Here is a 14344-nt window from a genome sequence, read left to right as displayed (position 1 = left end):
TTTTTTGAGAAACACTGGAATTGCCGAATGAAAGCTGTTGTCTGCCGCTCGCCCGGCGAGCTTGTCCTGGAAGACCGGCCGGCGCCAGGAGCGCCGCCTGCCGGCTGGGCGCTGGTCGCCGTCAGCCATGTCGGCATCTGCGGCACCGACTACCACATCTTCGAAGGCAAGCACCCGTTCCTTGCCTATCCCCGCATCATGGGCCATGAAGTGTCGGGCACCGTCGTCGAGACCGGCGAAGATGTCGACCTTGCCGTGGGCGAGCCCGTCATCATCAATCCCTATCTCGCTTGCGGAAAATGCATCGCCTGCCGGCACGGCAAGCCGAATTGCTGCGTCAGGATCGAAGTGCTTGGCGTCCATCGCGACGGCGCCATGGCCGAGCAGATCCTGGTGCCGGCGCAGAATCTTTATCCGGCAAACGGCTTGTCGCTGGCCGATGCGGCGGCGGTGGAATTCCTCGCCATCGGCGCGCATGGCGTGCGGCGCGCTCGCGCCGAACCAGGCGCCCGCACGCTGGTCATCGGCGCCGGGCCGATCGGCCTTGGCGCAGCGCTGTTTGCGCGCATCGCCGGGCTCGATGTCAGCCTGCTCGACATGAGCACGGAGCGGCTGGATTTTGCAAAAGGCGAACTCGGCTTCGCCACGCTCGACGGCTCACAAAAAGCGGCAGCCGAACTGGTGCGCGAGGCAACCGGCGGCGAAGGGTTCGACATCGTCTTCGACGCCACCGGCAACACCGCCTCGGTGCAGTCGGCCTTCGCCCATGTCGCGCATGGCGGCACGCTCGTGCTGGTCAGCGTCGTCAAGGATGACATCGTCTTTTCCGACCCGGAATTCCACAAGCGCGAAATGACATTGATCGGCAGCCGCAACGCGCTGAAAGTCGATTTCGACCACGTCGCCGCCTCGATCCGCAACGGCGCCGTGCCGCTGGCAAAACTCGTCACCCACCGCACCACGCTGGCCGGCACGCCGGATGATCTCACCCGCTGGGCGCATGAGAAATCGGGGTTGATCAAGGCTGTGATCGAGGTTGGGGCATAACATCGCAGGTGGTCCCGGCCCGAATGACGACGACCCGCGCAGGTTGACTCCCACTCCGTCCTCAAAACGCCAGGCCGCTGAAAAATAGGCGCGACCCCGCTACAGCGCCGACAGTTTCAGCTCGACCCGCTCCGCCGGAAACCGTGTTTCGGCAAACTGGATCGGCTGGCCGTCCGGTGTGACGTTGACGGCGACCGCCACCAGCACGATTGCGCCGGGCTGCAGATCGAGGTCGGCGAGATCGGCGGCATCGGCATGGCGGGCCGACAGCACCGTCGATTGCCTGAGATAATCGTCAATGCCGAAACGCTTGAGCGAGGCGGTAACCGAACCGGTTTCGGCCATCGCAGCATTGATGCCGGCGAAACGCTTCGCCTCGTACCAGGCGGCGGCGCGCGACACCGGCCGTCCATCGGCTTCGCCGCGCGTCTCCAGGCGGATCACCTCAGCCCCTCTTGCCAGACCAAGCCCCTCGGCGACGCGCTGACTGGCCGACTCAACTGTAGAAGCTAGCAGCACGATGTGCCGTTCCGATGTTTGCCCTTGCAGACCGGTCGAAAACCGAGTGCGCGCGCCGATCGGATAGGACAGCCGTTTGCGCGAAAAGACGAAGGTGCCGCGTCCCTGCTCGGCCCGCAGCACGCCGTCCTGCACCAGGGCCGATATGGCGCTGCGCACCGTGTGGCGATTGACGCCGTAGTGTTCGGCCAAGGCCATTTCCGGCGGCAGCGCGGCATTCTCGGCAAAATCGCCGGCGGCGATCGAATGCAGGATCAGGTCCGCAATCTGCCGCCACAGCGCGACACCGCTACGGCGTTCGATGCTGCTCGCGCCCTTTTGAGCCACCATTTCGTCCACGCTCCCGCCCATGTCATCCACCCGTCATGGACACAAGTTAGATAATAGGTATAATTTGTATAATTGTCTATATCACTAGACAAATTATATACATTCAGGGAGTTGTCCATGCGAGGACAGGAAGCCCGCGACCAGGCCGAGCGCAAAGCCGTCATGACGACGTTGGCGCAGGCCAGTGGCGATGACATCGCCCGGCTGTGGAATGAGGCCGGCCTGATCTCGGAAGCAGAGCTTTTGCGCGGCCCGGAAACCGGTCTGGTCACCGTGCGTGGCCGCATCGGCGGCGGCGGCGCGCCCTTCAATGTCGGTGAAGTGACCGTCACCCGCGCCACCGTCCGGCTCTCTTCCGGACAGGTCGGCCACAGCTACATGCTCGGGCGCGACAGGCAGAAGGCGAAGCTTGCGGCAATCGCCGATGCACTTTGGCAGGATCCCGCCCATCGGCAGACGGTCGAGAGTGCGCTGGTCGCACCGCTGCGCGCCGCCCAAAGCGAGGCGCGCGAAAAGCGCCGCTCCGAGACGGCGGCAACGAAAGTGGATTTCTTCACCATGGTGCGCGGAGAAGACTGATGGACATCGCAGCCCAATGGATCGACGGCGGCTTCGCCGATCCGGTGTTCAACGCCCAGGCGGTCTTCCGCGCGGTCATGGATGCCATGGCGCGGCCGGGCAGCGAGCGGCCTCTGCCTGCCTTCGCCCGCCCCCCTTCGCCGCTGTCCGCAACCGCCGGCGCCATTGCACTTTCGCTCTGCGACAACGACACACCGCTCTGGCTCGATCCTGCTTTGCAGGCATCGGCAGCGATCAAATCCTGGCTCGGCTTCCACGCCGGCGCGCCACTCGCCAACACACCTGCCGATGCGCATTTCGCGTTGGTCGCCACGCCGGCCGAGATGGCCGCCCTCGACGGTCTTTCGCAAGGCACGCAGGATTATCCCGACCGTTCGACGACACTGATCCTGCAGGTCAGCGATCTCACCTCCGGCGCGCCGCTATTGCTCGAAGGCCCAGGCATCGAAAAGACGGCGACCATCGCGCCGGCGCAGATGCCGCGCCATTTCGTCGAACAGTGGAAGCAGAACAGCCAGCGCTTTCCGCGCGGCGTCGACATCATCCTGGCGGCGCCCGACGGTATCGCCTGCCTGCCGCGCACGACGCGCATCAAGACGATGGAGGCATAAATGTATGTCGCGGTAAAAGGCGGCGAAGTCGCAATCGCCAATGCCCACAGTCTGCTTGCGGACCGCCGTCGCGGCGACCGTTCGGTGCCGGCGCTGCGCCTCGACCAGATCGTCGAACAGCTGGCGCTCGGCGTCGACCGGGTGATGAGCGAAGGATCGCTCTACGACCGGGAACTGGCGGCGCTCGCCATAGTCCAGGCGCGCGGCGACATGATCGAGGCGATCTTCCTGGTGCGCGCCTACCGCACCACACTGCCGCGCTTCGGCTACACCAACGCCATCGACACCGGCGCCATGCTGGTCGAGCGGCGCGTGTCGGCGACCTACAAGGATTTGCCCGGCGGCCAGCTGCTTGGGCCTACCTTCGACTACACCCACCGCCTGCTCGACCCGGAACTCGCCGCCGGCGCCGATGTCGCCGAACCGCTGCAGCGCGAGACGGAAACGCAGGCCATGCCGCGCGTTTCGACGATCCTCGCCCGCGAAGGGCTGATTGAGCCGGATGGCGACATGCCGCAGGACCATGTCCCCGGCGACATCACCCGTGAGCCGCTTGAGTTTCCGATGGCGCGCGACATCCGCCTGCAGGCGCTGTCGCGCGGCGATGAAGGGTTTCTGCTGGCGCTCGGCTATTCCACCCAGCGCGGCTATGCCCGCAACCACCCCTTTGTCGGCGAGGTGCGTATCGGCGAGGTCGAGCTGGAACTCGACGTGCCGGAACTGCCCTTCGCCGTGCTGCTCGGCAAGGTCCGCGTCACCGAATGCCAGATGGTCAACCAGTTCAAGGGCTCGGCCAAGGCGCCGCCGCAATTCACCCGCGGCTACGGACTGGTCTTCGGCCAAAGCGAGCGCAAGGCGATGGCCATGGCGCTGTGCGACCGCGCGCTGCGCGCAACGGAACTCGGCGAAGATGTCGTCGCCGCCGCGCAGGACGAGGAGTTCGTCATCTCGAACTCCGACAATGTTCAGGCGACCGGCTTCGTGGAGCATTTGAAGCTGCCGCACTATGTCGACTTCCAGGCCGAGCTCGATTTGGTGCGCCGCATGCGCGCCGAATACGAAGCTCGAGAGAACCCTGCAAAGGTGGAAGAGAAGCGGGAGGCGGCCGAATGAGCCTAATCGCCCCCGCCATTGCCGCCATCCCCGTTGCCGCCGTCATGGGAATGGCTGCTATGCCCGCCGACGTAGCTGCCGTTTCCGCCTGTGACATGCGCGCCATCTCTGGAAGCAGGCAGAAACAAGCGCCGAGGTACAAAACCGACCACGCAGACAAACGCCAGAAGCAGAATTGCAATCTGGATCCAACCGGTCTGAGTCATTCGACTTCGCCTTTATTTCCGTTTTCTGGGCGTCAATGCAATAGCAGGGAGTGGATTTGATCGCCATGACCGACATCGCCACCTACAACTTCGCCTATCTCGACGAGCAGACCAAAAGGATGATCCGCCGGGCGATCCTCAAGGGCATCGCCATCCCTGGCTATCAGGTTCCCTTCGCTTCGCGCGAAATGCCGATGCCCTATGGCTGGGGCACTGGCGGCGTGCAGGTCACCGCCTCGATTATCGGGCCGGACGATGTGCTGAAAGTCATCGACCAGGGCGCCGACGACACCACCAATGCCGTCTCGATCCGCGCCTTCTTCAAGAAGGTAGCCAACGCCGCGGTGACGACCGATACCGCCAGCGCCACCATCATCCAGACCCGCCATCGCGTCCCGGAACACCCGCTGAGCGCCGGCCAAGTTCTAGTCTACCAAGTGCCGATACCCGAGCCGTTGCGCTTCCTCGAGCCGCGCGAAACCGAAACGCGCAAAATGCATGCGCTCGAGGAATACGGCCTGATGCATGTGAAGCTCTACGAGGACATTGCCAAACACGGCCGCATCGCCACCACCTATGCCTATCCGGTCAAGGTCGAGGGCCGCTATGTCATGGACCCCTCGCCGACGCCGAAATTCGACAACCCCAAAATGCACCGTTCGCCGGCCCTGCAACTGTTCGGAGCCGGGCGCGAAAAGCGCATCTATGCCGTGCCGCCCTTCACCGATGTCGTCAGCCTCGACTTCGAGGATCATCCCTTCGAGGTCCAGACCTTCGACCTGCCCTGTGCGCTGTGCGCGGCGGAAAATGTCTATCTCGACGAGGTCATCCTCGACGACCATGGCGACCACATGTTCGTCTGCTCCGACACCGACCATTGCGAGAAGCGGCGCGCCGAAGGACATCGCGGCCACCTTGCGGCTGAAAGCCATGTTACCGCAGGAAAGATGAGGCCAGCAGAATGACCGGCGACCCACTGCTGCGCGTCTCCGAACTGTCCAAATTCTACGGCTCGCGCGTCGGCTGCGAGAATGTCACCTTCGACCTGTGGCCGGGTGAGGTTCTGGCCGTCGTCGGCGAATCCGGCTCCGGCAAGACGACGCTGCTCAACTGCCTGTCGACGCGGCTGCTACCATCTTCTGGCACCGCCAGCTACCGCATGCGCGACGGCCAGTTCCGCGAACTCTACCGTATGAGCGAGGCCGAGTGCCGCTTCCTGATGCGCACCGACTGGGGCTTTGTTCATCAGAACCCCGCCGACGGCTTGCGCATGACGGTGTCTGCCGGCGCCAATGTCGGCGAGCGGCTAATGGCGGTCGGTGACCGCCATTACGGCAAGATCCGCGCCACTGCCGTCGACTGGCTGTCGCGCGTCGAGATCGACGAGGACCGCATCGACGACGAGCCGCGCGCCTTTTCCGGCGGCATGCGCCAGCGCCTGCAAATCGCCCGCAACCTCGTCACCGGACCGAGGCTGGTGTTCATGGACGAGCCGACCGGCGGCCTCGACGTCTCGGTGCAGGCGCGCCTGCTCGATTTGCTGCGCGGGTTGGTCACCGATCTCGGCCTGGCGGCCATCGTCGTCACCCACGATCTCGCCGTCGCCCGGCTTCTGTCGCAGCGTATGATGGTGATGAAAGACGGCCGTGTCGTCGAAAGCGGCCTGACGGATCGCGTGCTCGACGATCCCCGCGCGCCTTACACGCAATTGCTTGTTTCCTCGATTCTACAGGTGTGAAGATGGCGCCAAGGCACCCCCCTCTGGCCTGCCGGCCATCTCCCCCTCAAGGGGGGAGATCAGCAGCTTTTATGTCCCGCCCCTTCTACGATGCAGAAGAATGGCGAAGTCGAACGCGACAGCCAATCTCCCCCCTTGAGGGGGAGATGCCTGGCAAGGCAGAGGGGGGTGTTGGCCCGCGGACGAACAACGATTGGAGAACCTTCTGATGCCGACGCCCCTCGTTGTTTCCGGCGTCGCCAAAAGCTTCACCATGCATCTGCGCGACGGCATCAGATTGCCGGTTGTCGCCGGCGTCTCATTCTCGATCCGGGCCGGTGAATGCGCCGTGCTCGGCGGGCCTTCCGGCGCCGGCAAAAGCTCGATCCTGAAAATGCTCTATGGCAATTATGCCGTCGATGAAGGCCAGATCATCGTTCAGCATGAGGGCGGCCTGATCGATCTCGCCATCGCCAGCCCGCGCACGGTGCTTTCCGTGCGCCGCCAGACGATCGGCTATGTCAGCCAGTTCCTGCGCACCGTGCCGCGCGTCTCCGCGCTCGACGTGGTCGCCGAGCCGCTGGTCGAACGCGGCGAGGACCGCGAGAGCGCGCGAAAAAAAGCACGCACCTTGCTGGGGCAGCTCAATTTGCCGGAAAAGCTCTGGGCGCTGCCGCCGGCGACTTTCTCGGGCGGTGAGCAGCAGCGCGTCAATATCGCGCGCGGCTTCATCACCGAGCATCCGGTCTTGCTGCTCGACGAGCCGACAGCTTCGCTCGATTCGAAAAACCGCAACGTTGTGGTTGCGTTGATCGCCGCCAAGAAGGCCGGCGGTGTCGCCTTGCTCGGCATCTTCCATGACCCGGATGTGCGTGACGCCGTCGCCGATCGCATCATCGACGTGACCTCTTTCGCCGCCGGAAAAATCGCTGCATGAGCAGGAAACTATCGGAAGCGCCGTTGGTCCACGCCACGGCGCAGGTCGAGAACTCGACATTGGGGCGCTGGACAGAGATCGCCGACCGCAGCCGCGTGTCCGAAAGCATCCTCGGCGACTATTCCTACATCATGCAGGACTGCGTCGTCTGGTGCGCGACCATCGGCAAGTTCTCCAACATAGCCGCCGCCGTGCGCATCAACGCCACAAACCACCCGACCTGGCGGCCGACGCTGCATCACTTCACCTATCGCGCCTCCGACTATTGGGACGACGCCGAGCACGAAACAGAATTCTTCGCCCAGCGCCGCGCCAAACGCGTCTCCATCGGCCACGACACCTGGCTCGGCCACGGCTCGACCATCCTGCCCGGCGTCACCGTCGGCGATGGTGCTGCCGTAGGCGCCGGCGCTGTGGTGTCGAAGGATGTCGCGCCCTACACCATCGTTGGCGGGGTGCCAGCCAAGCCGATCCGCGAGCGTTTCGATCGCCGCACGGCCGAACGCTACCAGGCGCTCGCCTGGTGGGACTGGGACCACGCCAGGCTGCGCGCCGCGCTCGACGATTTTCGCGTACTCGAGGCAGACGCGTTCCTCGAGAAATACGGCGCCTGATCGGGTGCGACCACCCCCACTTGCCGCACGGCTGTGGAGCGTAACAAAACTGACATCGTGATGACATGGCAGGTTCATGTCGCTGCGCTAGGCGAGAACCAGACGATCAATTCAGGTCTGGAACTCTTCGATGTTATCGACCCCTGCCACGCTCGAAATCCGCGGCGTCTCGCGCCGATTTGGCAAGAACACCGCTGTCAGCGCCATCGACCTGTCGATCCCGCAGGGCCAGATGGTCGGCATCATCGGTCGTTCCGGCACCGGCAAATCCACCCTCCTCCGCATGATCAACCGTCTCATCGACCCCAGCCAGGGATCGATTTTTTTTGACGGTGCCGAGGTCTCGCGGCTGCGTGGCTCGCCGCTGCGACGCTGGCAGCGCGACTGCGCCATGATCTTCCAGCAGTTCAACCTGGTGCCGCGCCTCGATGTGCTGACCAATGTGCTGCTCGGCCGTCTCAATCATCGCTCGACCTTTTCCAACCTGCTCGGCATGTTTACCCGCGCCGAATGCGCTGAGGCGATTGCAGCACTCGAGCGCCTCGACATCGCCCGCACCGCACTGCAGCCAGCCGGCACGCTGTCTGGCGGCCAGCAGCAGCGCGTCGCCATTGCCCGCGCCATGATGCAGCAGCCCAAGGTGCTGCTCGCCGATGAGCCGATCGCTTCGCTCGACCCGCTCAACGCCAAGGTGGTGATGGACTCGCTGCAGGACATCAACCTGCGCGAAGGCATCACCGTCGTCACCAATCTGCACACGCTGGACACCGCCCGCACCTATTGCAACCGCATCATCGGCATGGCTGCCGGCAAGATCGTCTTCGACGGTCCGCCGGAAGCGCTCAACCGCGAGGCCGTGCGCCTGGTCTATGGCGCCGACGGCAACGGCGTCGATATCTCCGAGGCCATCACCTCGACCAGCATCGCCTACAAGCAAAAGATCGCCGCATCCGCCAGCCCGCTCGAGCCCGCATTCCCCGGGTACTGATCCATGATCCCGAAAAGTGGATACCGGTTTTCGGAAAAGATCATGGACCAAAACTGAGCCGCACTGGATCGACCGCCCGCGTCAAGGGCACTTGCAAAAATCAAGAACGCTGCCGGCGCGGGGCCGGAACTTACAGGAGAGACATCAAATGTTCAGGAAGATGGTATTCGGCGCCGTTTCGGCTCTCGCCATGGCAACCAGCGCCGCGCATGCGGCCGACCTCAAGGAATTCCGCGTCGGCATCCTCGGCGGAGAGAACGAAACCGACCGCCTGCGCAACTATCAGTGCCTGGCCGATCACCTGAAGACCGAATTCGGCTTCGAAAAGGTCTCGCTGTTCCCCGCCGCCGACTATGACGGCGTCATCCAGGGCCTGCTCGGCGGCACGCTCGACTTCGCCGAACTCGGCGCTTCCGGCTACGCCAGCGTCTACATCAAGGACCCGAAGGCGGTCACCCCGGTCCTCACCACCCAGCAGACCGACGGCGCCACCGGCTATTATTCCATCGGCCTGGCGCTGAAGTCTTCGGGCATTACCGACATCAAGTCGGCCAAGGGCAAGAAGCTCGGCTACGCCGATCCGGACTCGACCTCGGGCTACCTGATCCCGCTGACCCAGATCCCGAAGGACACCGGCGCCTCGAACGACGCCTACTTCGCCTCGACCCAGTTCAATGGCGGCCATGAAAACAACATCCTCGCCGTTCGCGACGGCAAGGTCGACGTTGCGGTTGACGATTCCTCCGGCATCGGCGACTTCAAGAACGGCTACACCTCCGGCACCTTCCACAAGGTCACCGCCAAGGGCGCCGTCGACCCCAACGACTTCGTCGAAGTCTGGCGCTCGGGCCTGATCCCGAACGGCCCGCTGGTCGTGCGCACCGCGCTCGGCGACGACATGACCGCCAAGCTTGCCGCCTTCTTCACCGACCTGCCGAAGAAAGACAAGGCCTGTTTCGAAGGCGTCGAAGGCGGCGACTTCACCGGTTACGTCCCGGTCAAGCCTGACTTCTACAACGTCATCGTCGAAGCCCGTAAGGCAGCCATCGGCGGCTGACGGCAAAATCAGAAAGGGCGACGTGAAAAACGCCGCCCTTTTTGCATGTCCCGATCATGACCATCTCAGCAACAGCCCGCTCCAACGCGACCCTGCAGGTAGCCAACGCTTGGCAGCGCCAGATATCGTTGCGGCGGCTTTATACCATCCTCGGCATCGGCCTGCTGCTGGCGGCGACGCTGTCGAGCATGTGGTTCGCCGACGAGGCCAATGCCGGTCACTTCTGGGACCGGCTGCCGCATATATTCGACTTCCTCAGCTGGCTGATCCCGAAGGACTGGAACGACGTCTGGCGGGCGCTGTTCGACATCGCCTCGCCGCATGACACCGGCACCCAGGAGTTCAACTTCCCGCTCGGCCGCGTCTATGTCTGGGGCGGCTTCTACATCCCCGAATATTTCGAGCTGATGCTGACCACACTCAACGTGGCGCTGGTCTCGACTTTCATCGGTTTCATCTTCGCCGTGCCGTTTTCGTTCATCGCCGCGCGCAACCTGACGCCGCATCCGGCGCTGCGGCTCGTCGTCAAGCGCTTCATGGAATTGCTGCGCGCCTTTCCCGAAATCGTCATTGCCGGCCTGTTCGCCGCCATTGTCTCGACCGGGCCGATCGCAGCCATCATCGCCATCGGCCTGCATTCGATCGGCGCGCTCGGCAAGCTGTTCTATGAAATCAACGAGAACATCGACATGCGCGCCGAAGAGGGCCTGAGAGCGGTCGGCGGCAACTGGTTCGAGCGCGTGCGCTTCGCCGACCTGCCGCAGGTGCTGCCCAATTTCATGTCCTACACATTGCTGCGCGTCGAGATCAACGTGCGGGCCTCGACCATTATCGGCGCCGTCGGCGGCGGCGGTATCGGCGAGGAACTGAAGCTCTCGATATCGCGCGGTTTCGGCGCCAAGACGGTGGCGTTGGTGCTGCTGTTGTTCACGACGATCTTCATCGTCGACCAGTTCTCCGCCTGGCTGCGCCGCAAGCTGGTCGGCGAGCAAGCTTTTCTGATGAGCGCTTAAATGACCGCTTTGACCACTGATCAGGTCCAGTCGATCGAGGAACGCTATCCGCAAATCTTTCGGCGGCCGGCCTACAAGCGATTCGCGCCGCTGTTCCTGTTCGGCGGCATCCTGCTCTACCTCGTTTACGCCTTGTGGTTTTTCAACCTGCCGCAGGTGATGCGCGACTCGCATTGGGAGCGCCTGCCGCTCTTCCTGACGCAATGGATCAGCTACGATCTGCAGCCTGAATTCCGCCTCGACCAGCCTGAAATCACGCCGAAATACCCGCGGTTTTCAGCACTCGGCGAGAACCCAGATCCCGACTGGGTTGTCAAGAACGCGGATGGCACCTTCACCGTCCTGATCGATGGCGCGGCCAGGTCCGTCACCTTCGACAAGACCAAAGCGACGATCGTCGCCAATGGCGAGATGGTGCCGGTGGCGCTGACCAGCGGTAAGCCGGTAATTACAGGTCCGGTGCCTGGCTGGATCACCGCGCATGACGACGAGATCGTCGCCAGGATGGGCTTTGTCGGCGAAGTGCGCGTCACCGTCGATCGCGTCAAGGTCCGCAAGCGCTTCTTCGGCTGGGCAAATTTCGTCTTCGACACGCGCTCGCCCTTCTTCGGCAAATCGGCCAGTGAAGTGATCTCGCTGATCTGGTCCGGACCGGAACTTAAGCCTGGCACCTCGAACCTCGCGCTCGCCGGCGACAACATCTGGAACAATGCGCAGTGGCAGCATGGCGACGTCTGGACGAAACTGCTGCAGACCATCGTCATGGCCTTTCTCGGCACGTTGCTCGGCGGCCTCGTCGCCTTCCCGCTCGCCTTCTTCGCCGCCCGCAACATCACGCCGAGCGGATTGTTCGGCCAGGTGCTCAAGCGCTTCTTCGATTTCATGCGATCGGTCGACATGCTGATCTGGGCGCTGTTCTTCACCCGCGCCTTCGGCCCGGGACCGCTCGCCGGCAGCGCCGCGATCTTCTTCACCGAAATAGGCACGCTCGGCAAAATCTATTCGGAAAGCCTGGAAAACATCGACGACAAACCGCGCGAGGGCATCAAGTCGACCGGCGCCAACGGCCTGCTGGTGCAGCGCTATGGGGTCATGCCGGAAGTGATCCCGGTCTTCATCAGCCAGACGCTCTACCAGTGGGAATCCAACACAAGAGGCGCCACCATCATCGGCGCCGTCGGCGCTGGCGGCATCGGCCTGAAACTCTGGGAAGCCATGCGCACCAATTCCAACTGGGCCAACGTCTTCTACATGGTGCTGCTGATCCTGCTCGTCGTGTTTGTGTTCGACAACATCTCGAATTTCCTGAGGCGCCGGCTCAGCCGGACCATCCATGATTACAACAGGATGCAGGCCGAGGAGGGGTGACGTGCGAGGGACAGCACCCCCCTCTGTCCTGCCGGACAGTGGGGGGTGTGAAGGAACGCAGCACTCCTTGGGCGGCGCGGCTAAGCCGCCCGCTTCCACCCATCCCTGATATGCCTGTATCCCTCGCGATAAACCGCTTCCGGCGTCTCGGAAAAATCCCGCCACACCTTGGTCGCCGCCGCCAGATCCTTCAGCGACCTGCCAAACGCCTCGATCGTCAGCCAGTCGTCATAGCCGCTCTTGCGGATGGCCGCGAAAGTCTCTTTCCACGGAATGTTCCCGCGTCCCGGCACGCCGCGATCGTTCTCCGAAATGTGGATGTGCACGACATTCCTGCGGTGCTTCGTATAGGCGCCGATCGGGTCGGCTTCCTCGATATTGGCGTGGAAGGTGTCGTACATCGCCTTGATGTGCGGCCGGTCGATGGCATCGACGTGCTCGGACAGATCGGCCATCGTGTTCAGCAGATAGCACTCGAAACGGTTGAGCGCCTCCAACCCGATGGTAACGTTCCGCTTGCCGGCATGATCGCCAATGGCGCGCTGCGAGGCGATCGAGCGCTTCTTCTCGGCAGCGGTCGGCCCGCTGCCGGAGAAGGCGCCGAGCGTCGAATGCAGCGGCCCGCTCAGCGTACTCGCGCCGAGCGCCTGGGCGCAATCGATCGCCCATTTCATGTAGCCGATGCCGGCCTTGCGGGTCACGGCATCCGGCGAAATCAGATTCATCGCCGGGTCGCCCATCGCCGTAACAGCCGTGCGCTCCAACCCGATGCGGTCGAGCAAATCGCCAAGCTTCTTGTAGTCCTCTGGCGTGCCTGAGAAGATCGGTATCTCGACGCCGTCGAAGCCGGTCGCCTTGATGTCGCGCAGCAACGGCTCGTGTTTCTTAGACACGGAAGTCGTCCACAAAAACATGCACATGCCGATTTTCATCGACAGCCCCTCCCCATTTGACGGCGCGCTGGTTTCTTTCGCACCTCGCACCATGCGCCCTCATTCGGCCGCTTAGCGGCCACCTTCTCCCCGAAGGGAGAAGAGACTTGGCGCCGGCGCTACCTAAAGTTTCGTCCACGCCCCGTTCTTCTTCGATGACTTCACGCAGGCCTCGATGAACGCCATACCTTCGACGCCGTCCTGGATGGTCGGGAACACCACGTCCTTGCCCGGCTTGCCGCCCTTCTTGCGTGCCGCGCGGATCGCCCGCGCCGCCTCCTGGTAGATGTTGGCGAAGCCTTCGAGATAGCCTTCCGGATGGCCAGACGGAACGCGGCTGACGCGTCCCGCAACTGGCAGCGCGCCGGCGCCGTTGCGGGTGAGCAGCTGCTTGGGCTGGCCAAACGGCGTGTACCAGAGATAGTTCGGATCGGCCTGCACCCATTCCAGCCCGCCTTTAGAGCCATAGATGCGCAGCTTCAGCCCGTTCTCGTGGCCCGGCGCCACCTGGCTCGCCCAGATCATGCCCTTGGCCGGATGCACCTTGCCGACCGGCTTGAAGCGCAGCATGACATTGACATTGTCGTCGAGCAGTCGCCCCGGCACGAAAGCGTCGAGATCGGCCGACAGGGAATCGAGCTCCAGACCCGAGACGAAGCGCGCCAGATTGTAGGCATGCGTGCCGATGTCGCCGAGCGCGCCGCCCGCGCCCGCCTGCTTGGGGTCGGAGCGCCACGCCGCCTGCTTCTGGCCGGTGGCGGCAAGATCTTCGGTCAGCCAGTCCTGCGGGTACTCGGACTGAACGATGCGGATGTCGCCAAGCTGCCCCTTGGCCACCATCTCGCGCGCCTGCCGGATCATCGGATAGGCAGTGTAATTGTGCGTCAGCACGAACACCTTGCCGGTCTTTTCAACCACGGCCGCGAGCTTCTTGGCCTCGGCCAAAGTCGTCGCCAGCGGCTTGTCGCAGATGACGTGGATGCCCGCCTCGAGGAAGACCTTGGCCGCCGGCACGTGCACATTGTTGGGGGTGACGATCGCCACCGCCTCGATGCCGTCCGGGCGCTTGGCCTCGGCCTTGGCCATCTCGGCATAGGAGGCGTAGCTGCGCGCCGGGTCGAGACCGAGTTCGGCGGCGGAAGCCTTGGCGCGCTCGGGATTGGCCGACAGGGCGCCGGCCACCAGCACGAAGTCATTGTCCATGCGCGCCGCGATCCGGTGCACCGCGCCGATGAAGGCGCCTTGGCCGCCGCCGACCATACCATAGCGGATCGGGCCGCCCCCCGCTTCCGACTTCGATGCGCCGACCATGT

General features: G+C 63.7%; 16 protein-coding genes. 12 read left to right on the top strand and 4 right to left on the bottom strand.

Annotation, left to right across the window (positions count from 1 at the left end; all coding sequences use genetic code 11):
- Positions 1-27 precede the first annotated feature (27 nt).
- Complete coding sequence (locus tag NLY43_RS23090) at positions 28-1047, top strand: zinc-binding alcohol dehydrogenase family protein (protein WP_023712305.1); 1020 nt, start codon at positions 28-30, stop codon at positions 1045-1047.
- 99 nt (positions 1048-1146) lie between these two features.
- Here NLY43_RS23090 and phnF read toward each other — a convergent pair whose 3' ends face one another.
- Entirely contained in the window at positions 1147-1917 is a 771-nt protein-coding gene (gene phnF, locus NLY43_RS23085) for a phosphonate metabolism transcriptional regulator PhnF (RefSeq protein ID WP_245264027.1), read from the bottom strand.
- Positions 1918-2013: 96 nt separating this feature from the next.
- Between phnF and phnG the strand changes: the two genes are divergently transcribed.
- The 3 genes from phnG to NLY43_RS23070 are packed head-to-tail and all read left to right on the top strand — an operon-like array spanning position 2014 to position 4199.
- Entirely contained in the window at positions 2014-2475 is a 462-nt protein-coding gene (gene phnG, locus NLY43_RS23080; protein WP_023669821.1) for a phosphonate C-P lyase system protein PhnG, read from the top strand.
- Positions 2475-3086 carry a phosphonate C-P lyase system protein PhnH gene (gene phnH, locus NLY43_RS23075; protein ID WP_023669822.1) on the top strand — a complete coding sequence of 204 codons (612 nt, stop codon included), beginning with the start codon at positions 2475-2477 and terminating at the stop codon, positions 3084-3086. Before phnG ends, phnH begins: the two co-directional genes overlap by 1 nt.
- Positions 3087-4199 carry a carbon-phosphorus lyase complex subunit gene (locus NLY43_RS23070; RefSeq protein WP_023712303.1) on the top strand — a complete coding sequence of 371 codons (1113 nt, stop codon included), beginning with the start codon at positions 3087-3089 and terminating at the stop codon, positions 4197-4199.
- Positions 4200-4201: 2 nt separating this feature from the next.
- On the opposite strand, the gene NLY43_RS23065 is transcribed toward NLY43_RS23070, so the two are convergent.
- A complete protein-coding gene (locus tag NLY43_RS23065; protein ID WP_023669824.1) occupies positions 4202-4405 on the bottom strand; it encodes a hypothetical protein in 204 nt (67 codons plus the stop codon).
- A 65-nt stretch (positions 4406-4470) separates the two neighbouring features.
- On the opposite strand from NLY43_RS23065, the gene NLY43_RS23060 reads away from it, so the two are divergent.
- The 8 genes from NLY43_RS23060 (at position 4471) to phnE (NLY43_RS23025) (ending at position 12099) form a co-directional block, all read left to right on the top strand.
- Positions 4471-5370 carry an alpha-D-ribose 1-methylphosphonate 5-phosphate C-P-lyase PhnJ gene (locus tag NLY43_RS23060; RefSeq protein WP_023713449.1) on the top strand — a complete coding sequence of 300 codons (900 nt, stop codon included), beginning with the start codon at positions 4471-4473 and terminating at the stop codon, positions 5368-5370.
- Positions 5367-6143 (top strand): phosphonate C-P lyase system protein PhnK, encoded by a 777-nt coding sequence (phnK, locus tag NLY43_RS23055; RefSeq protein ID WP_023669826.1) that lies wholly within the window; start codon positions 5367-5369, stop codon positions 6141-6143. The genes NLY43_RS23060 and phnK overlap by 4 nt, the downstream gene beginning before the upstream one ends.
- A gap of 208 nt (positions 6144-6351) precedes the next feature.
- The gene (gene phnL, locus NLY43_RS23050; RefSeq protein ID WP_023712301.1) at positions 6352-7059 is read left to right on the top strand and encodes a phosphonate C-P lyase system protein PhnL; all 708 of its coding nucleotides are present in this window, start codon (positions 6352-6354) and stop codon (positions 7057-7059) included.
- On the top strand, positions 7056-7673 hold the full coding sequence (locus NLY43_RS23045; protein ID WP_023669828.1) for a DapH/DapD/GlmU-related protein: 618 nt from the start codon (positions 7056-7058) through the stop codon (positions 7671-7673). Before phnL ends, NLY43_RS23045 begins: the two co-directional genes overlap by 4 nt.
- 130 nt (positions 7674-7803) lie before the next feature.
- Positions 7804-8661 (top strand): phosphonate ABC transporter ATP-binding protein, encoded by an 858-nt coding sequence (phnC, locus tag NLY43_RS23040; RefSeq protein WP_023712300.1) that lies wholly within the window; start codon positions 7804-7806, stop codon positions 8659-8661.
- Between the two features lie 148 nt (positions 8662-8809).
- Positions 8810-9718, top strand: coding sequence for a phosphonate ABC transporter substrate-binding protein (gene phnD, locus NLY43_RS23035; protein WP_023698997.1), 909 nt, complete (start codon positions 8810-8812; stop codon positions 9716-9718).
- Between the two features lie 56 nt (positions 9719-9774).
- Entirely contained in the window at positions 9775-10731 is a 957-nt protein-coding gene (gene phnE, locus NLY43_RS23030; RefSeq protein ID WP_023669831.1) for a phosphonate ABC transporter, permease protein PhnE, read from the top strand.
- A complete protein-coding gene (gene phnE / locus NLY43_RS23025; RefSeq protein ID WP_023712299.1) occupies positions 10732-12099 on the top strand; it encodes a phosphonate ABC transporter, permease protein PhnE in 1368 nt (455 codons plus the stop codon).
- A gap of 80 nt (positions 12100-12179) precedes the next feature.
- On the opposite strand, the gene NLY43_RS23020 is transcribed toward phnE (NLY43_RS23025), so the two are convergent.
- Together NLY43_RS23020 and NLY43_RS23015 are read right to left on the bottom strand one after the other, a co-directional pair.
- Positions 12180-13031 carry a sugar phosphate isomerase/epimerase family protein gene (locus NLY43_RS23020; RefSeq protein ID WP_023669833.1) on the bottom strand — a complete coding sequence of 284 codons (852 nt, stop codon included), beginning with the start codon at positions 13029-13031 and terminating at the stop codon, positions 12180-12182.
- A gap of 123 nt (positions 13032-13154) precedes the next feature.
- Complete coding sequence (locus NLY43_RS23015) at positions 13155-14342, bottom strand: Gfo/Idh/MocA family protein (RefSeq protein WP_023683012.1); 1188 nt, start codon at positions 14340-14342, stop codon at positions 13155-13157.
- Positions 14343-14344 lie beyond the last annotated feature (2 nt).

This window comes from Mesorhizobium sp. C416B, from assembly GCF_030323165.1.
Taxonomy (GTDB): Bacteria; Pseudomonadota; Alphaproteobacteria; order Rhizobiales; family Rhizobiaceae; genus Mesorhizobium.
The sequence above is the reverse complement of the archived record's forward strand: the minus strand, read 5'-3'. Positions and strand labels throughout refer to the sequence as shown.